Annotated in this window: 16 protein-coding genes and 1 riboswitch; of the genes, 4 read left to right on the plus strand and 12 right to left on the minus strand. The window is 70.5% G+C overall.

Annotated elements, in window-relative coordinates; all coding sequences use genetic code 11:
• Positions 1–75 precede the first annotated feature (75 nt).
• The 3 genes from ACZ3H8_RS12690 to ACZ3H8_RS12700 all read right to left on the minus strand — a co-directional run bounded on the left by ACZ3H8_RS12690 (position 76) and on the right by ACZ3H8_RS12700 (position 2,629).
• Positions 76–1,308 (minus strand): ArsA family ATPase, encoded by a 1,233-nt coding sequence (locus tag ACZ3H8_RS12690; protein ID WP_467400757.1) that lies wholly within the window; start codon positions 1,306–1,308, stop codon positions 76–78.
• Positions 1,308–1,757: an SRPBCC family protein gene (locus tag ACZ3H8_RS12695; RefSeq protein ID WP_467400759.1), complete on the minus strand. Its 450-nt coding sequence runs from the start codon at positions 1,755–1,757 to the stop codon at positions 1,308–1,310. The genes ACZ3H8_RS12690 and ACZ3H8_RS12695 overlap by 1 nt, the downstream gene beginning before the upstream one ends.
• A gap of 116 nt (positions 1,758–1,873) precedes the next feature.
• Positions 1,874–2,629 (minus strand): metallophosphoesterase family protein, encoded by a 756-nt coding sequence (locus ACZ3H8_RS12700; protein WP_467401290.1) that lies wholly within the window; start codon positions 2,627–2,629, stop codon positions 1,874–1,876.
• 300 nt (positions 2,630–2,929) lie between these two features.
• Here ACZ3H8_RS12700 and ACZ3H8_RS12705 point away from each other — a divergent pair, with 300 nt between their 5' ends.
• The gene (locus ACZ3H8_RS12705) at positions 2,930–4,726 is read left to right on the plus strand and encodes an AMP-dependent synthetase/ligase (RefSeq protein WP_467400761.1); all 1,797 of its coding nucleotides are present in this window, start codon (positions 2,930–2,932) and stop codon (positions 4,724–4,726) included.
• Here ACZ3H8_RS12705 and ACZ3H8_RS12710 read toward each other — a convergent pair whose 3' ends face one another.
• Entirely contained in the window at positions 4,727–6,346 is a 1,620-nt protein-coding gene (locus ACZ3H8_RS12710; protein WP_467400764.1) for a GMC oxidoreductase, read from the minus strand.
• Between the two features lie 86 nt (positions 6,347–6,432).
• On the minus strand, positions 6,433–7,575 hold the full coding sequence (locus ACZ3H8_RS12715; protein ID WP_467400766.1) for a glycosyltransferase family 4 protein: 1,143 nt from the start codon (positions 7,573–7,575) through the stop codon (positions 6,433–6,435).
• 100 nt (positions 7,576–7,675) lie between these two features.
• On the opposite strand from ACZ3H8_RS12715, the gene ACZ3H8_RS12720 reads away from it, so the two are divergent.
• On the plus strand, positions 7,676–8,959 hold the full coding sequence (locus tag ACZ3H8_RS12720; protein ID WP_467400768.1) for a glycosyltransferase 87 family protein: 1,284 nt from the start codon (positions 7,676–7,678) through the stop codon (positions 8,957–8,959).
• Here ACZ3H8_RS12720 and ACZ3H8_RS12725 read toward each other — a convergent pair.
• The 5 genes from ACZ3H8_RS12725 to ACZ3H8_RS12745 all read right to left on the minus strand — a co-directional run bounded on the left by ACZ3H8_RS12725 (position 8,913) and on the right by ACZ3H8_RS12745 (position 14,380).
• Entirely contained in the window at positions 8,913–10,145 is a 1,233-nt protein-coding gene (locus ACZ3H8_RS12725; protein WP_467400770.1) for a hypothetical protein, read from the minus strand. The two genes, ACZ3H8_RS12720 and ACZ3H8_RS12725, sit on opposite strands and share 47 nt — an antisense overlap.
• 41 nt (positions 10,146–10,186) lie before the next feature.
• Positions 10,187–11,215, minus strand: a complete 1,029-nt coding sequence (locus ACZ3H8_RS12730) for a C40 family peptidase (protein WP_467400772.1) — start codon at positions 11,213–11,215, stop codon at positions 10,187–10,189.
• A gap of 173 nt (positions 11,216–11,388) precedes the next feature.
• On the minus strand, positions 11,389–12,414 hold the full coding sequence (locus ACZ3H8_RS12735) for a C40 family peptidase (protein ID WP_398987721.1): 1,026 nt from the start codon (positions 12,412–12,414) through the stop codon (positions 11,389–11,391).
• Between the two features lie 326 nt (positions 12,415–12,740).
• Complete coding sequence (locus ACZ3H8_RS12740; protein ID WP_467400774.1) at positions 12,741–14,102, minus strand: NYN domain-containing protein; 1,362 nt, start codon at positions 14,100–14,102, stop codon at positions 12,741–12,743.
• A 35-nt stretch (positions 14,103–14,137) separates the two neighbouring features.
• Complete coding sequence (locus tag ACZ3H8_RS12745; protein ID WP_307663985.1) at positions 14,138–14,380, minus strand: hypothetical protein; 243 nt, start codon at positions 14,378–14,380, stop codon at positions 14,138–14,140.
• 150 nt (positions 14,381–14,530) lie between these two features.
• Here ACZ3H8_RS12745 and ACZ3H8_RS12750 point away from each other — a divergent pair, with 150 nt between their 5' ends.
• Both ACZ3H8_RS12750 and ACZ3H8_RS12755 read left to right on the plus strand, forming a co-directional pair.
• A complete protein-coding gene (locus tag ACZ3H8_RS12750) occupies positions 14,531–15,274 on the plus strand; it encodes a rhomboid family intramembrane serine protease (RefSeq protein ID WP_467400777.1) in 744 nt (247 codons plus the stop codon).
• Complete coding sequence (locus tag ACZ3H8_RS12755) at positions 15,271–15,552, plus strand: Lrp/AsnC family transcriptional regulator (protein WP_307663983.1); 282 nt, start codon at positions 15,271–15,273, stop codon at positions 15,550–15,552. Before ACZ3H8_RS12750 ends, ACZ3H8_RS12755 begins: the two co-directional genes overlap by 4 nt.
• Positions 15,553–15,626: 74 nt before the next feature.
• On the opposite strand, the gene ACZ3H8_RS12760 is transcribed toward ACZ3H8_RS12755, so the two are convergent.
• Both ACZ3H8_RS12760 and trpD read right to left on the minus strand, forming a co-directional pair.
• On the minus strand, positions 15,627–17,057 hold the full coding sequence (locus ACZ3H8_RS12760; protein ID WP_467400782.1) for an aminotransferase class V-fold PLP-dependent enzyme: 1,431 nt from the start codon (positions 17,055–17,057) through the stop codon (positions 15,627–15,629).
• A 227-nt stretch (positions 17,058–17,284) separates the two neighbouring features.
• A riboswitch (SAM riboswitch) is annotated at positions 17,285–17,399 on the minus strand.
• 97 nt (positions 17,400–17,496) lie between these two features.
• Complete coding sequence (gene trpD / locus ACZ3H8_RS12765) at positions 17,497–18,561, minus strand: anthranilate phosphoribosyltransferase (RefSeq protein ID WP_467400785.1); 1,065 nt, start codon at positions 18,559–18,561, stop codon at positions 17,497–17,499.
• Positions 18,562–18,618: the final 57 nt, after the last annotated feature.

Consider the following 18,618-nt stretch of genomic DNA (forward strand, 5'->3'; position numbering starts at 1 on the left):
CGTACTCCTGCGGAAGAACTGGCGGAAGAACTGAGGGTTTGTACGCTCGACGGTACCCGAATGGAGGCAGCGCGTTCAGCGTGCCCGCGGCCACAGATCGGGGTCAGGCTGGAAGCGGACCCGTAGCACGCCGTCCGTGAGACCCGCGCCCGCCACGGTGCAGCGGCGCAGCGCGGAGGGCAGCGGCACGATCCTGCGGAACGGTCCGACGGTGATCAGGAGTTCATCCCCTCGGCGGACGAGTGCGAGCTCCTCCTTGACGGCGCCGGGCAGCGGGAGCTCCCAGACGAAGACACTGTCGGTGCCGTGCCCCTCCGCGACCCGCCATGGGTCCTCGCGACGCTCGCCGCGGTGCCGGTGCGGTGCGGGGGCTCCGAGGGTTTCGAGGGCCCCGACGGCTTCGACGGCGAGCCCGTCGCCAGTGTCGAGGAGGGCGAGGTCCTCGAGGCCGCGCGGGTCCCGGCCGAGGTGGGGCACCTCGCGGATCGAGCCTTGGGGCAGCGCCCAGTCCTCGTACCACTCGCTCAGGCACTTCTCCTGCTGTGCGGAGAGGGTCGCGAGCCAGCTGTCTGCCGAGCCCCGCGGCAGGATCCGGTTCGGTACGAGGGTGTCGACAGGCAGTCCGTACAGCGCGAGCCCGGCACGGGCGGTGCGCAGGGCGTCGGCGGCCGCGGGTCCGGGCTCGGCGACCACCCGCAGCGTCGTGCCGGCGGATTCGATCATCGCTTGGACGCCGGCCAGTTCGCTGTCCCAGCGGTTCGCGGTCTCGTACAGCCACTGCGCGGGCATCGGCACACCGGCGAGCTGGGCGAGCATCGGGCGCAGAGCCCGGGCGGCCTGCCGTTCCAGCGGCAGCAGGCGGCGCAGATAGCGGCGCAGCTGTTCGGGCAGGGCGAGCAGCGCGATGGTCTCGCGCAGCGGCGGCAGGTCGAGGACGACCACGTCCCAGTCGCCGGCGGTCTTCAGCGCGCGCAGCAGGGCGAACTGCTCGCTGCCGGGGAGCTCGGTCAGCTCCTCGTCCTCGAGTCGCGCCGCGCCCAGCAGATCGAGCCCGGCGCCGGCGCGCTCCTGGAGCGAGAGGAACTCGGCTCGGAAGTCGGCACCGGAGTCGATGCGAGCGGCCCACAGGCCGTCCGTGATCCCGTCCGGTGCGTCGGGGCGGCCGGTGACAGGCGCGCCGAAGACGTCGCCGGGCTCGGCGGAGAGGAACAGGGCGCGTTGGCCGCGCCGGGCCGCAGCGAGCGCGGTGGCAGCGGCGAGGGTGGTTCGGCCCGCGCCGCCGAACCCGGTGACGAGGACCGTGCGCATCAGGCGACGGGCCCGCTCTCGACGCGCTTCTTCAGACCGGCCAGGGCGCGGTCGATGATGACCTTCTCGGCCTTGCGCTTGATCATGCCGAGCATGGGGATCTTGACGTCGACGGTGAGCTGGTAGGTGACCTCGGTGCGGTCACCGCCGCCGACCGCGGCGAGGGTGTACGAACCGTCGATGGCGCGCAGCATCTGGGACTTCACGAGCGTCCAGCTGACCTGGTTTTCGCCGTTCCAGGTGTACGCGAGGGTGTGGTCGTCCTTGATCGCGCCGGCGTCGAGCACCAGCCGGACCTGCTCGGCGCGACCCTTGGCGTCGGTGGCGAGCACCTCGGCCTCCTTCACCTCGCCGGTCCACTCGGGGTAACGGGCGAAGTCGGAGATCACGCCCATCACGTCGGCCGGCGCCGCCTCGATCGTGATGCTCGAGCTGGTGTGTTCCGCCATCGCTGCGGCTCCTCACAGTGCGGTACGGACCGGGGGTGGTGTGGGGTGCAGGTTATCGCGACCCGACTGGCCACCACTCCAGGGCCCGGCCAGTCACCGCTCCCAGGCCCAGCGGTTCACAACTCCAAGGTCCAGGGGCGACCGGTCGAAGCGAAATGCCCGACGTTCACGCACTCCGTCGAGCCGATGCGCATCCGGCGGGCGAGCGGCTGGTGGACGTGGCCGAAGAGGGCGTACCGGGGCCGGGTGCGGCGGATCGCCTCCAGAAGGGCTCGGCTGCCGCGCTCGAAGCGGCGCGGGACGGTGTCGTACGTCAGCTCGGGAACGTCCGGAGGAATGTGCGAGCAGAGCACATCGACCTCCCCGAGCGCTTCGACCTTGGCGGCGAACTCCTCGTCGGAGATCTCGTACGGAGTGTGCATCGGGGTGCGCAACCCGCCGCCGACGAAGCCGAAGACGCGGCCTCCGATCTCGATGCGCTCGCCGTCGAGGACGGTGGTGCCCGGCCGTGCGTACTCCGGCCAGAGGGTCGGCATATCGACATTGCCGTAGGTGGCGTACGTCGGGGTGGGGAAGGCCGCGAACAGCTCGGCGTACTGGCGGCGCACGGCGGATTCGATGGCGGTCTCCCGGTCCATCTCCAGCTCGGCCCAGAGTCTGCGTCCGAGCTCGCGGGCCGCGTCGTAGCGGCGGGCGGTGCGCAGTTCCACGATCAGATCGGCGTTCTCGACGCCGAAGAGGTCGGGGAAGATGCCGCGCGAGTGGTCGGCATAGTCGAGGAAGAGCACGAGGTCACCGAGGCAGATGAGCGCGTCCGCGCCGTCTCCCGCCTGAGCTAGATCCTTGGCATTGCCGTGTACGTCACTGACCACGTTGACTCGAATGCCTCGCATGGTGATCACCCTAGGACGCCGGTTCACGGCTCGGTAGAGCGGGGCGGACCAGCCGTTCTTCCGAGTCGTCATGAGTGTGGACTACTCTGCGCGAAGCACCGCCATCACGTGTGACGCAGCGAACATCTGGCCTGAACCCCCTATCCGGAACCGAGTACTGGTGGGTAACGTCCGAGCAGTCCAGTCGTGCTCACCCCACTGAGCACCTGCCCGATCTTGGACCGCAACCGGTGCATCACACAGAGCCGTGGCGCCGGCGCCCGATGAGGAGCAGCAGTCTTGCGCGAGTTCAGCCTTCCGGCCCTGTACGAGGTCCCCGCGGACGGCAACCTGACGGATCTCATCCGCCGCAATGCCACTCAGCATCCCGATGTCGCGGTGATGGGCAGAAAGGTGGCGGGCGTCTGGACGGACGTCACCGCCACCCAGTTCCTCGCCGAGGTGCGGGCCGCCGCCAAGGGCCTGATCGCCTCCGGTGTGCAGCCCGGTGACCGGGTCGCCCTGATGTCCCGTACCCGCTACGAATGGGTGCAGCTGGACTTCGCGATCTGGAGCGCCGGCGCGGTGACCGTGCCGGTGTACGAAACCAGCTCGGCCGAGCAGGTCCAGTGGATCCTCGGCGACTCCGGCGCGGTCGCAGTGATCGTCGAGGGCGAGGCGCACGCCGCCGCCGTCGAGTCGGTACGGGACCGGCTGCCCAGCCTGCGCCACAGCTGGCAGATCGAGCAGGGCGCGGTCGAGCAACTGACCGCCGCCGGCGCCGAGATCACCGACGAGCTGCTCGACGAGCGCAGCGCGAGCGCCAAGGCGGACGACGCGGCGACCATCGTCTACACCTCCGGAACCACCGGCCGCCCCAAGGGCTGTGTGCTCACCCACCGCGCGTTCTTCGCGGAGTGCGGCAACCTGGTCGAGCGCCTCAAACCGCTGTTCCGTACGGGCGAGAGCTCTGTGCTGCTCTTCCTCCCGGCAGCGCATGTCTTCGGCCGCATGGTCGAACTCGCGGCCGTGATGGCGCCGATCAAGCTCGGCTGCGTACCGGACATCAAGAACCTCACCGACGAGCTCGCCTCCTTCCGGCCGACGCTGATCCTCGGTGTGCCGCGCGTCTTCGAGAAGGTCTACAACTCGGCGCGCGCCAAGGCGCAGGCGGACGGCAAGGGCAAGATCTTCGACAAGGCCGCACAGACGGCGATCAGCTACAGCCGCGCGCTGGGGACCCCCGAGGGCCCGTCGATCGGTCTCAAGTTCAAGCACAAGGTCTTCGACAGGCTCGTCTACAGCAAGCTGCGGGCAGTGCTGGGCGGGCGCGGTGAGTACGCGGTCTCCGGCGGCGCGCCGCTGGGCGAGCGGCTCGGGCACTTCTTCCGCGGCATCGGCTTCACGGTGCTGGAGGGCTACGGCCTCACCGAGTCGTGCGCGGCGACCGCGTTCAACCCGTGGGACCGGCAGAAGATCGGCACGGTCGGTCAGCCGCTGCCGGGCTCGGTGGTGCGGATCGCCGACGACGGCGAGGTGCTGCTGCACGGCGAGCATGTCTTCCAGGGGTACTGGAACAACGAGGCGTCGACCGCGGAGGCGCTGGCCGACGGCTGGTTCCACACGGGTGACATCGGCACCCTGGACGAGGACGGATACCTCGCGATCACGGGCCGCAAGAAGGAGATCCTGGTCACCGCGGGCGGCAAGAACGTCGCTCCCGCGGTGATCGAGGACCGCATCCGCGCGCACGCGCTGGTCGCGGAGTGCATGGTGGTGGGCGACGGCCGGCCGTTCGTCGGCGCGCTGGTCACCATCGACGAGGAATTCCTGGGGCGTTGGGTCTCGGACCACGGCAAGCCGGCCGGTTCGACGGCGGCCTCGCTGCGCGACGATGCGGATCTGCTCGCGGAGGTCCAGCAGGCGGTGGACGACGGCAATGCGGCCGTCTCCAAGGCGGAATCGGTGCGGAAATTCCGCATTCTCTCCTCCCAGTTCACTGAAGAGGCGGGACACATCACGCCGTCGCTGAAGCTGAAGCGCAATGTGGTGGCGAAGGACTTCGCCGACGAGATCGAGGCGATCTACCGCGGCTGATCAGCCGCTGGGGTCCTCGGCGAGGATCCGGGTCATGTTCCGTTCGGCGAGCGCCGTGATGGTGACGAACGGATTGACCCCGATCGAGCCGGGGACCAGGGCGCCGTCGGTGATGTACAGCCCTGAATACCCTTTGGCACGGCCGTAGTTGTCGGTTGCCCGGCCCAGTACGCAGCCGCCCAGCGGGTGGTACGTGAAATCGTCGGCGAAGGTCTTGTTGCCGCCGAAGAGGTCGTACCGGTAGATGGTGGCGTTGACCCTGTTGATGCGGTCGAAGAGCGATTTGGCCGCTTTGACGGAAGGCTGGTTCTGCGCCCGGGTCCAGTCGAGCTTCGCCGAGTCGGTCGCCGCGTCGTACGCGAAGCTGCCGCGCTCCGGGTTCTTGGTGATCGCCAGATAGAGGCTGATCCAGTGCTCGAACCCCATCGGCAGCGGCGCTATCTCGGCGAAGACGGGGTTGGTGGGATTGGCCCAGTCGTCGATGCCCATGGTGGGCATGGTCGCCTGGTTCGCCCCGACGGTGTCCCAGATGTGGTTGGCGCGGCCGGTCATCACATTGCCGTTGTGGCCCCAGCCCTTGCCGACCTCGGTACTGAGTCCGGGCAGGGTCCCCTTCTCCCGGGCGCGCAGCAGGAGTTCGGTGCTGCCGATACTGCCGGCGCCGAGGAAGAGCTGCCTGCAGCCGATCTCCTTGGTCTCGACGACGCGACCCGCGGTGTCCGTGCGGTCCACGGTCAGGACGTAGCTGCCGTCAGGTTCTGTCCGGATGCCTCTGGCCCGGCTCATGGTCTGGATGGTGACGTTGCCGGTGCCGAGCGCGGCGGCGAGATAGGTCTTGTCGACGCTGCGCTTGCCGTGGTTGTTGCCGTAGATGACCTCGCCGCCGAGCGCCGACCTGGTGGCCTGGCCGGCGGCTTCGCGCTGCATGTAGCCGAAGTCGTAGACGTTCGGCACGAAGACGGTCTTCAGTCCGGCGTTCTGGGCGTGCTTGCGCGAGATCCGCGAGAAGCGGTACCACTCGGTGGACTCGAACCAGGCCGGGTCGACGGTGTTGACGCCGAGCATCTGGCGGGCCCGCGGGAAGTACGTGCCGTACATCTCCGCGGCGTCGACCTGGGGCAGCACCTCGGAGAAGTACGTACGCGGCGGGGTCACCGCCATTCCGCCGTTGACCAGCGATCCGCCGCCGACGCCCCGGCCGACGAAGACGGACATCTCGGCGTAGCGGACCCGGTCGAGGACACCGGGGTAGGGGCTGATGTCCTTGTTGACGACGTCCAGCCAGAGGAAGGTGGCGAGCGGCGCCTCGGTGCGGGTGCGGAACCACATGGAACGCCGATCGGGCGCTCCGGTGGTACAGAAGATCTTGCCGTCCGGGCCCGGGGTGTCCCAGAGCCGGCCCATCTCCAGGACGAGGGTGCGCACGCCCGCCTCGCCGAGGCGGAGGGCGGCGACGGCGGCGCCGTAGCCGGAACCGATCACGATGGCGGGGGCGTAGTCGGCGGCCGTCGGCTGGATGGCGGCTGCCGAGGAGAGACCAATGCGGGTGAAGCCGAGCGCGGCCGCTGTCTGCAGGGCGGCGATGCCCAGCAGTTGACGGCGCGTCAGATGTGATGTCATGTCCGGAGCATGGGCGGAATCCCACCTTCCGCCCATGCTTCGCGCGGCTTAAAACTGACGCACCATCAAAAAAGACTTTACGCAGCTCAGAGAAGTGTCCGAAGTTTCTCGGCCAGCAGGTCCCAGCGCCACCTCTCCTCGACCCACTCCCGGCCGCGCTCCCCCATCCGCTGCCGCAGCCCGGGATCTTCGAGCAGGGCCACGATCCGCTCGGCCGACTCCCCGGCCGAGCCGCCGCGGACCACCCAGCCCGTCTCTCCGTCGAGTACGGCGTCGGGGGCGCCGCCCGAGTCGCCCGCGACGACCGGCAGACCGGTCGCCGATGCCTCCAGGTACACGATTCCGAGGCCCTCGACGTCCAGGCCGCCCCTTCGGGTACGGCAGGGCATCGCGAAGACATCACCGGCGCCGTAGTGGGCGGGCAGCTCCTCCCAGGGCACGGAGCCGGTGAAGCGGACCGACTGCGCGACCCCGGTCTCGTTCGCCAGCTTCCGCAGATCGTTCCCGTACGGACCGCCGCCTACGATCAGCAGCACCGCGTCCGGCACCTTCGCCAGGATCTCGGGCATCGCCAGGATCAGCGTGTCCTGGCCCTTGCGCGGCACCAGCCGCGATACGCACACCACCACCGGCCGGTCGGCGAGCCCCAGGCGCTCCCGGACCGCGTCCCCGCCCGAGCCCGGGTGGAAGGTCTTCTCGTCGACGCCGGGCGGCAGTTGGACCATGCGGCCGGCCGCTTCCGGCGTCAGCGCGGCGGCTATGCGCGAGCGTGTGTACTCACCCAGATAGGTGATCGTGTCCGTGCCCTCGCCGATCCGCCGCAGCAGTTGCCGGGACACGGGCAGCTGCGCCCATCCCGCCTCATGGCCGTGCGCGGTGGCCACCAGCCGCCGCGCTCCCGCCCTGCGCAGGGCGGGCGCCATCAGACCGAGCGGGGCGGCCGCCCCGAACCACACGGATTCGCAGCCGTGCTCGCGCAGCAGCTGGGTCGCCCTCCGGGTGACGCGCGGGGTAGGCAGCAGCATCGTCGTACGGTCTCGTACGACCGTGAAGGGCTGCTCGGCATCGAACGCGGCGGTCGCCTCGGCACCCTCGCGGCCGCGCTTCCAGGTGGAGGCGTAGACGACGAGCTGCTCCGGGTCCAGCCGCAGCGCCATGTTGTGCAGGAACGCCTGGATGCCGCCGGGCCTGGGCGGAAAGTCGTTGGTCACGATCAGGGTCTTGTGCATTGCCGCCGACAGTACCCAACGGCCCTGCCTCACCGCTCAGGCACAGCCCTGCCCGGCATCATGGGCACCCGCAATTCCCCCTGAATGGGATGAGGTGCTCATGGCGGACGCAAGCGGCAGCGGCGGCGGCACGCGGCTTACCCTCCCGGTGTGGATCACCCCGGTATCGATCGTTCCGGTGTGGATCATCACCAGGACCGCACTGCTGCTCTGCGTCTTCAAGGTCGTCACCGTCCCCGGCCCCGATGTGACCAGCGACATCTCGGTGATCTACCAAGGCTGGTACGAGGTGCTGAAGTCCGGCACCTTCCCGCTGGACGACGTCGCCTGGCAGTACCCGCCCGCCGCCGCGCTCGCGATCCTCTCCCCCGCCCTGCTGCCCTTCCTCGGCTACGCATCGGCCTTCTTCGTTCTCGCCCTGCTCTGCGACGCGCTGGTGCTGAGCCTGCTGCTGTACGCCGGCGGGCGGCCCGGCAAGTCGCAGCGCGGCAGCTGGGTGTGGGTCGCGGGCGTACCGCTGCTGGGCCCCACCGCGTACGCCCGCTACGACCTGATGGTCACAGCCGTCGCCGTCGCCGCCCTGCTGGCCGGGGCACGCCATCCGCGCACCCTGGGCGCGCTGGCGGGCTTCGGCGCCCTGCTGAAGGTCTGGCCGCTGCTGCTGATCGTGGGCACCCCGCGCGGCCGGGCCACCCGCCGCTCCTGGGCCACCGCGGCGGGCACGGCGGCCGCCCTGGCGCTGCTGCTCTACGCGACGATGCCGGGCGCGCTGGCGTTCCTCACCTTCCAGCGCGACCGGGGCACCGAGATCGAGTCGCTGGGCGCGCTGGTCTTCCAGGTGGCGCGGCACTTCGGCTGGCAGGGCGAGGTGCTGCTGAACTACGGGTCTGTGGAGTTCGTCGGCCCGTACGTCACGCTCGTCTCCACGCTCGCCCTCGCCCTCACCCTCCTCGCCTTCGGCTGGCTGGCCCTGTGGCGGCTGCGGGCCCAGAAGTTCGCGCCGAGCACGCCGTGCGACGCGGCGTTCGCCGCGGCGTTGCTGTTCACCACCACAAGCCGGGTGATCAGCCCCCAGTACATGATCTGGCTGGTCGGCCTGGCCGCCGTGTGCCTGGCCTTCCGGGGCAGCCGGATGGCTCTTCCCAGCTGGCTGGTGCTGGCCGCCACGGGGGTCACGCTGCTGGAGTTCCCGGTCTGGTTCGCGCACGTGGTGGCCGGCGACCGGCTGGGCGTGCTGCTGCTGGCCGTACGCAATGGGCTGCTGGTCGCGGCGACGCTCACCGCGTGCCTGCGGCTGTGGCGGCAGACGGTGGCCGAACCGCGCCGCCGCCTGTCGCTCAGCCGTCCAGCCGCTCGCGCAGATACTCCCGCCAGCGCACCGTGAAGTCCTCCCGCGTCGTGCCCAGTACATCGGCCATCGCCTTTTCGACGGCAGCCGCCCGGTACTTCCCCGCGCCGACGGCCCGGTAGAACGACGTCAGCTTCTTCTCGCCCCAGCGCGCGGCGATCAGCTCGCAGGCCAGCCAGCCGCCCTCGTACGCGCGCGCCAGCTTGTCCCCGTCGCCGTCGAAGGCGAAGTCCTTGTCGGACGGCAGCGCGGCCGGTACATCGCCGCGCACGACCGCGCGCTGGAGTTCGGGGGCGGTCTGCCCGGCGCTGCGGCCCGTGCCGCGGTACGCCGCCCAGTCGGCGAAGCCCTCCGAGAGCCACATCGGGGTGGCCGCCGAGGTGTACGCGCGCGTAGCCACATGGGCCGCCTCATGCGTGAGCACGATGCCCTGGCTGAAGTCGCCGAGCGCTCCGTACGCTTCGGGGTTGACGATCACCCGGTCCGCGGGCACTGTCCCGGCCGCCCCGGTCTCGCCCGTGGTGACCGCCGCGATCCCCCGGTACCCGGCCGCGGGCGCCCCCAGCAGCCCTCCCATGGCGTCCAGCGAGGCGGGGACCAGGATCACCAGGCGCCCCGCCCAGGGGGAGCTCCAGACGTCCGAGACGGCGGGCACGGCCCGGTCGGCCTTCGTCGCGAGGGCACGCAGCCGCGCCACATCCTGGCCGACGGCGAGGACCAGGCTCCGCTTGCCCCGGACGACCTGGACATCGCCCTGCTGCCAGAGCTGCTGGCCGCCCTGCTTGCTCGCGCGGTCGGCCGTGATGTACCAGCGGCCCTCATGTTCGGCGAGCTCCAGCGTGCGGGAGGCGGTCACCGGGGCGGTGTCGTATCCGTCGATGCGGTAGCGCAGTTCGGCCTCGGCGACCGCCCGCGCGCCCTGCCGTTTCACATCGCTCAGCCGGTACTCCCAGGAGCGCAGCGGCACATCCGCGAGGTTATGGAACTCCCTGCGCTCCGTCGCCCGCAGCACCGGGGCCTTGGGATCGAGCGCGGCCAGATAGGAGCTCTCGTCATGTCCGAGGACGGCGGCCGCGCGCCCGTCGAGCGTGCGCTGGATGTCCCGCATCGTGGTGTCGGACGCCTCGGGGGCCGCGCAGCCGGACGCCAGCAGGGCGGCGGCGAGGCCCAGCCCCGCCGCACGCCGTACCGCTCGACGCCCCATGCGCCCCTGACCTGCCACGTGGACGATCGTACGGAACGCGGCGCGGAACGGAACGCGGCTCAGACGCGGGTGACCGACGAGATCGGCATCATGCCGACCGGGTCGTAGCGGACCGCCGCCCCGGGGTAGGGCGCGTGCACGACCTGCCCGTTGCCCATGTACATCCCGACATGACTGGCGTCGCTGCGGTACGTCACGAGGTCGCCGGGCCGCGCCTCGGACAGCGAGACCTGCCGGCCCGCATACCGCTGCGCCTGCGAGGTGCGCGGCAGCCCGACGCCCGCCTGCGCGTACGACCACTGGGTGAGCCCCGAACAGTCGAAGCCGGAGGGCCCGTTGGCGCCCCACACATAGGGGCGGCCGACGGCGCTGCGGGCCGCCATCACCGCGGCGGCCGCCCGCGAGGAGGCGGGCGCGAGGCCGGAGAGCTCGGGCAGGGAGCCGCGGCCGGAGCGGGATGCCCGGTCGAAGGCGGCGCGGTACTCGGACGGAAGGGCGTTCAGCAGCCGCTGCGCCTCGGCGAGTTTGCGCTCGACGGTGCGCTTGTGGTGTGCGACGGCGGTCCGGCTGCGCTCCAGCTCTGCGAGGTCGTGGTAGGCCTCCGTGCGCTGCTGGCCGAGTCTTCGCTGGGCCCGCCGAAGGTCCTGCAGGTCGGTTGCCTGCCGCTCGCTGATCCGGTCCAGGGTCGCCGCCTTGTCGAGGTAGGTGTCCGGGTCCGCGGAGAGCAGCAGGGCGAGCGCGGGGTCCATGCCGCCCGAGCGGTACTGCGCGCCCGCGACCGAACCGAGCGCTCCCCGCATCCGGTTGACGCGCTCCTGGCCGCGGGCCACGCTGTCCTGCGCCTGCGCCACCTGCTCGCGCAGCCGCTCGACCCGCTCACCGGCCTTGTTGAAGTGCTCGGTGGCCTGCTCGGCCTCCTCGTACAGCCGGTCGACCTTGGCCCGGGCGCTCTCCGCGGTGTCGTGCGGGTCAGCGCTCGCCGGTGCGGCCCCGAGCGCCGCAGCGGCCGTTGCCGCCGCGGCGGACAGGACGGTGACCCGGACACTCTGAGTGAGGCCGGACTGTGAAAGCCGTCGATGGGGCGCCACGGGCCGCGCTCCCTTCCGCTGTACGAGGGATGTTGCGCGGCAGACAGTAGCCGGGCGATCACACAGCGGCCAACGGCCCTGACATGCACAGAAAGTGACGCCCCGCCGGAGACCACAGGTCACCGGCGGGGCGCGACGTCAGTTACAGGCGCGGGAAATCCCCCGATTGGGCGTCAGATGCGTACGCCGAACTGGAACGGCATGTTGTTGATCGACTCGTAGCGCACGCTGGCACCGGGCTTCGGGGCGTGCAGCACCTGGCCGTTGCCCGCGTAGAAGCCGACGTGGTGCATGTCCCCGTAGAAGATGACCAGGTCGCCCTGCTGGAGCGCACCCTGCGAGTAGATGCGGGTGCCGGCGCTGGCCTGCGACTGGGAGGTGCGCGGTATGGAGACACCGGCCTGCGCGTACGCCCAGGAGGTCAGCCCGGAGCAGTCGAAGGAGCTGGGACCGGAGGCGCCGTAGACGTACGGCGAACCGATCTTGCTCTGGGCGGCGGAGAAGGCCGCGCCCGCGCGCTGCGAGGCGGGGACCGAATTACCGAGGTCCGCACGCGAGCTGGCGCGGTTGGCGCGCGACTCGTCGGCCGAGAGAGCGGCACGCTCCTGCGCGGTGAGCGAGTTGAGGAGCTTCTGCGCGGCGGCGAGCTTGGTCTGGACTTCCTTCTTCTTCTCGCCCAGCTCCTTGCGGGTGCTGGCCAGGTCGGCAAGCTTGTCCTGGGCCTCCTGGCGCTGCTGCGCGAGGGTCCGCTGCTTGGCCTGGATCTCCGACAGCGCCTCGGACTGCTTGGCGCCCAGCTGGTCCAGCGCGGAGGCCTTCTCCAGGTAGGTGTCCGGGTCCGAGGAGAGGAAGAGCTGCACCGCGGGGTCGATGCCACCGGAGCGGTACTGGGCGCTCGCCACCGAACCGAGGCCGTCGCGCAGGGTGTTGAGCTCGTCCTGTCCGCGGGCGACCTTGTCCTGCAGGGCGTCGACCTGCTTCTGGATCTTCCCCTGCTGCTCCTTGGCCCCGTTGTACTTCTCGGTGGCCGCCTCTGCCTCTTCGTAGAGCTTGTCGACCTTCTCCTTGACCTCGCTCTTGCTCGGCTTCGGGTCGGCCTGTGCGGCCTGGGAGGTCAGGGCAACGGCCGCGGCGGCGGTCGCGGTGAGCACGGTCACACGGGTGCGGCTCGGCTGCTTGGGACGACGGTGGGACGCCACGAAGGCGAGCTCCTTCTTCCTCGAGCCGCCTACCGGGCTGTGGGGGGTTGAATCCCCGGCGTCCGCACTTCAGGTCCTTACGGGGAAATAAAGGACTGAACTGCACGAACTCGGCGGTTCCTTCGCTGTCGCCCCGGGTGGGCGATCAACCGCGCGAAGGTTCGAGGCCCGACCCTAGTGACCTTCCCGTGATCAGTTCAAATCCTGTCGAGAAAAATCTCGGTCGCTGAGCGTTTTCTTTACCCGCATCACACGCGTAGTAATTGCCACTTGACACTACGTCCGTCAGACAAATAGCTAATTCGGGCATTTGGCACGGCAGTTAACTAGACACGCGAAAGCCGCTTCAGCAACAAGGCGGACGCGACGGGCCTCGCGCCCGCCTTCGCCACTCCGTCGGCGACTTCGCGGTCGGTGGAGACCACCACCACGGGCCGCCCCGGCGGCTCCGCCCGTACCAGCTGACGGATCAGTTCGTCGGCGGTCACGCCCGGCTTGGAGAACAGCACCCGCACTCCGCGCGGCGGTGCCAGCAGCACCGGAGCGGCCAGCTCCGCCCCGTCGAAGACACAGGTGATCTCGGCGCCGGTCTGCGCCGCGAGCACCGAGAGACCGCCGAGCAGCCGCAGCCGCTGCTTCTCCAGCGGCATCGTCGGATAGCCGGTCTTGGTGACGTTGTAACCGTCCACCACCAGATGCGCCTGCGGCAGCGCGAGCAGTTGGTCGAGGAGCGCGGGATCGGACTCGGAGAGCGCACGGGCCGCGATGTCCTTGGGCGACATCCGGCCCGGCTCGACCGCGTCGACCGTGTCGGCGGGATGGACGGAGGCGGGCGGCAGGGCCAGTTCCCGACGCAGCCCCTGGGCCGCGTCGAGCACCGTGTCCAGCAGCAGCCGCAGCCGCATGTCCTCGATCGAGCGACCCTCCCGGGCGGCCCGGCGGCTCGCCTCCAGCGCGGCCTCCGCCTCGCCGAGGCGGGCCTTGAGCCGGCGGCTCTCACTCTCGGCCGCCGAGACCTGGGCCGCGACCTCCGACCTGATGGCTTCGATATCGGCGTCTCTACGGCGCAGAGCGGCCTCGCCGCGCTTCACATCGCTCTGGGCGCTGCGCAGCTTTCGGCGAAGCGTTTCGGCTTCCTTGCGGGCCGCCTCCAGCTCCGTGCGCAGCCGCTCGGTCTCGCTCTTGGTCAGGCCGCGAGCCTCCGTCAGCTCCTCGCGCAGCCGCTCCAGCTCGCGCCGCCCGGCCTCGTCGGCGCGCTCGGCGTCCGCACGCAGGGCCTCCTCACCCGCGGCGGCGACAAGTTTCACCCATCCGGTGGGTCGCAGCACATAGGCGGCGGCCGCCACATCGACGGGGTCGGCGGCCGCGGGCGGCGATCCGGACTCCAGCGCCCGGGACAGCTCCGGCTGGGCCTGGCTGAGCCGCTCGCCGATACGCTGCCGGAAAACCGGGTCGCTCTCGAGGGCGGCGGCCATCGCGTTGCCCGCGAATTTGGCGCGCCGGGTGGGGGTGAACCGGGCGTACTGCCGCAGCTGGGCCGGAAGTTCGGCAACGGTCAGGCCGCCGAAAGCGTCCGAGACCAGCGCCATGACCCTGCGCCGTACGCCTTCCGGCAACGGGCGGTCGAGCGCCTCGGCGGCGTCACCGGCCGCACCGGCCGGCTCAGCGCCGCTTGCAGGCTGCTCCACGATCCGTCACCCCACTACCCGTTCGGGCCGCTCCCTCAGGAGCCGGCGCCCGGCCTGTCCACCAGCTCGATCTGGTCCACCGCGTTGCACCAACGGCAGCGCACCGACTCGATGGTCTCACTGACCACCTCGCGCTCCTCGACCGTCGGCTCTCCGGCCAGGTCCAGATGGACGTATTCGACGACCTTGGAGGAACGGGTGACATCGAAGCGTGTGAGGTTGCCGCAGAGCGTGCAGCGCCAGCGGGTACCGGCCGTCGGCGGGGGAACCGTCGTCATCGTGCCGTCCTCTTTCGTCGTGCGTATGCAGGTGCCGCTGTGCGCCGTCGAACCGCGGATGTACTGCCCGTAACCCTACGGCCTCGCCGGGACCCGATGGAGCGGCGAGGCACTCTGTACCGTTCAGGCCCACTACGCCATGCTCTGTCCATGATCAGTTGGCAGGGCGCGGCACGGGCTGCGGTACGGGTCGCGGTGACGGGGCCCGCGGTGACATACGGCGTGATCGCCGTGTGCTGTGCGGTGTTCCTCCTCAGCCCGGTCTCAGGCCTCAACCCTGTGTACGGCACCGGTGACACACTGCTCGCCGCCCAGAGCGCGTACTTCGAACGCTGGGGCGTGATCCCGGCGGAACTGCTGAACAGCTCACCCGGCACCCTCCACCCGCTCCTCACCCCTCTCACCGCCCTCTTTGTCCACGGCAGCTGGCTGCATCTGCTCGGCAACATGCTCTTCCTCTACGTCTTCGGGGCGATGGCCGAGGAGCGCATGGGGCAGCTGGAGTTCGCCCTCTTCTATGTGGGCTGCGGCTATCTCGCGCTGCTCGCCTACGCGGCGGCCAACGCCGACTCCGAGCAGACCCTGGTGGGAGGATCCGGGGCGATCTCGGGCGTGCTCGGCGCGTTCCTCTTCCTCTTCCCTAAGGCCCGGGTCACCAGTCTCTTTCCGTTCCTCTTCTTCCTGCCGTTGCGCTTCCCCGCGTGGATTGTGCTGATCTTCTGGTTCGTCCTGCAGTGGCTGGCTGCACAGGGCGCGGGCAGCGGCCCCGGCGTCGCGTATCTCGCGCATCTGGTGGGGTTCGGGGCCGGGTTTCTCTACGCCTGGGGACGATTCCGGCATGCGACTAGAGTGAAGGCCCAAGCAGCGGCCACCGAGGGAGAAAGCCAACCGTGATCACCGCGATCGTGCTCATCAAGACCAGCGTGGACCGCATCCCCGAGATCGCCGAGTCGATCGCTGCGCTGGACAGCGTCAGCGAGGTCTTCTCCGTCACCGGCACGTACGACTTGATCGCGATGGTGCGGGTGGCCAAGCACGACGACCTGGCGGACGTCATCCCGGGCCGCATCAGCAAGATCCAGGGCGTCGAGGGCACGGACACGCATGTGGCGTTCCGTACGTACTCGCAGCACGACCTGGAGGCGGCGTTCGCGATCGGCCTGGACTCGTAGCGCGTGGTGCCACATACACAACAAGCCCGCGCCTTTGGGCGCGGGCTTGTCCGGGTCCGGGGCGGAGCCCGGTGTCACACGGCCGGGACGCAGCGGCCGTCCTCCGTGCGGTAGTTCCACTTGGCGCCTTCGCGCACCAGCTCCTTCACCGCCCGTACGAAACGCTCCACATGCTCGTCCGGCGTACCCGCCCCGAAGCTCACCCGGATCGCGTTCAGCGAGGCTTCGCCCGGCGCAGCCTCCGGCGCGCCGCACTCGCCCGGGTCCTGCGGGTCGCTGCCCAGCAGGGTCCGTACCAGCGGGTGCGCGCAGAACAGCCCGTCCCGTACGCCGATGCCGTACTCCGCCGAGAGCGCGGCCGCGAAGTGCGAGCTGTTCCAGCCCTCGACGACGAAGGAGATGACGCCGACCCGCGTGGGGGTCCCCCCAGCGGAACGCGAGGGGGAGTCGTCCCCGAACAGCGAGAGCACCTTCACATCGGCCACCTCGGCCAGGCCCGCGCGGACCTTCGCGACGAGGTGCTGCTCCCGGGCGACCAGGTTGTCGAAGCCCGCCTCGGTGAGCGCCTTGCAGGCGGAGGCGATGGAGTAGACGCCGATGACGTTCGGCGAACCGGCCTCGTGACGGGCGGCCGTGGTGTGCCAGTCGACGTCCACGCCGCCGTCCGCGCGCCGCGCGACCTTGCGCGAGGCACCGCCGCCCGCGAGGTACGGCTCCGCGTCCTGCAGCCAGTCCGCACGGCCGGCCAGCACGCCCGAGCCGAACGGCGCGTACAGCTTGTGCCCGGAGAAGGCCACCCAGTCGACGTCCAACTCCTGTACGGAGACCGGGTGGTGGGGCGCGAGCTGAGCCGCGTCGAGCACGATCCGCGCGCCGTGGGCGTGCGCGGCGGCCGCGAGCTCCTGCACCGGCCACAGCTCACCGGTGACATTGGACGCACCGGTCACGCAGACCAGCGCCGCGCCGTACGGGTCACGTTCGGCGAGCGCGCGCTCCAGCGTGGCGATGGCGTCCTCCGGCGTGCGCGGCGCGTTCAGGTACGTCACCCGCGCGTCCCTCCAGGGCAGCAGCGAGGCGTGGTGCTCGGTCTCGAAGACGAAGACCTCGCAGTCGGCGGGGATCACGGCCGCCAGCAGGTTCAGCGAGTCGGTCGTGGAGCGGGTGAAGACCACCTGGTCGTCCGGGCGGCAGTCGAGGAACTCGGCGACCGTGACCCGGCTGTTCTCGAAGAGGTCGGTGGACAGCTGCGAGAGGTACCCGGCGCCGCGGTGCACGCTGCCGTAGTACGGGGCGTACGCGGCCACGTCGTCCCACACCCGCTGCAGGGCCGGGGCGCTCGCCGCGTAGTCGAGTGCGGCGTAGGTGACTTCGCCGCCGGTGACGAGCGGGACGGTGACGTCCCGGCCGAGGACGGGAAGCGGCGCGGCACAGGCGGGGTCGGCATCAGCGGTGGCGACAGCGGCGGGGGCGACAGCGGTGGCAACGGCGTTCGGGCGTGCGGACATGGCGGTATCTCCCGGCAGGACAAGGCTGGGGGTCCCCCCGACGAAGTCAGGGGGAGGCTTCGGTAGAACCTGTGCGCGGCACTCAACGGCCGCTCGGCGCACAGGGGTTGCCTCGAACACACGGCAACGCCGCACGGAGGCGTACTGAAGAAGGGGCGTGTAGCCCTATCGCATTCGCTTGCTCACGAGACTGCTCCCTTGAGGACCAGGACCCCAGGGCTTGCAGGGGTCCGCGCTTGCCGCAGACCTCGCTGCCTACGGCCTGGTCTTCACCCGGGGCACCCCGCCACGGACGGAGGGTTGCCGGACAGCGAGCCGGGGCCGTAGCTGTCACTCATGACCTTGAGGAGCATCCTGCCATACGTCCCACAGTGTGCAAGGCGAGGTCCAGTTCCTGAGACAGGAACCGAACCACGCCTTGCCTCACGCCACTGCAGTCTCAGGCGTTGCTCGCGGCAACCCACCGCTCGAGCACCGCTCTGGCCGCACCGGAGTCGATCGACTCGGCGGCCCTTTCGATGCCCGCCGCCAGCTGCTCGTTCAGCGTGCCGTCCGTCGGCTCCAGCGCGACGAGAGCCGCCGCCGCGTTGAGCAGCACCGCGTCCCGTACGGGCCCGGTCTCACCGCCGAGCAGCCTGCGCGCGACATCCGCGTTGAACGAGGCGTCGGCGCCGCGCAGGGCCTCGACCGGCACCAGGCCGATGCCGATGTCCCGCGGGTCGAAGGCCTCCTCGCGCACCGCCCCGTCCCGTACCACCCACACCCGGGAGGTCGCCGTCGTGGTCAGCTCGTCGAGGCCGTCGTCGCCGCGGAAGACCAGCGCCGAGGAACCGCGCTCGGCCAGTACACCGGCCAGAATCGGCGCCATCCGCGCGTCCGCGACACCGGTGGCCTGTGCCTTCACCTTCGCCGGGTTGGTGAGCGGGCCGAGGAAGTTGAACGTGGTGCGGATGCCCAGCTCCTTGCGGGCGGCCGCCACATGCCGCAGCGCCGGGTGGAACTTCACCGCGAAGCAGAAGGTGATGCCCGCCTCTTCCGCGACCTGGGCGACCCGCTGCGGGGTGAGCTCGAGATTGACGCCGAGCTTCTCCAGTACGTCGGACGCGCCGCTCGCCGACGACGCGGCGCGGTTGCCGTGCTTGACGACCTTCGCACCCGTCCCCGCGACCACGATCGCGGACATGGTGGAGATGTTCACGGTCTTGGCGCCGTCGCCGCCGGTCCCGACGATGTCGACGCTCGGCCCGGGCACCTCGATCAGGTTCGCGTGCGCGTACATGGTCCGTACGAGACCGGAGATCTCCTCGACGGTCTCGCCCTTGGCGCGCAGGGCGACCGCGAAGCCTGCGATCTGCGCGTTCGTCGCCTCGCCGCTGAGGATGCGGTCCATGGCCCACGCGGTGGCCTCCGCGCTCTGGTCGCGGTTGTCGAGGAGAGCGTTCAGCACCTGGGGCCAGGAGAGGTCCGCCACGCTGTCGCCGCCAACCGGGGTCACAACGTTCATGGTCCACTCCTGGGTCCACAGCCGAATAGGGATGGGTCCACCCTATCCAGCCCAGCA

Source organism: Streptomyces sp. NPDC002868 (genome assembly GCF_055563295.1).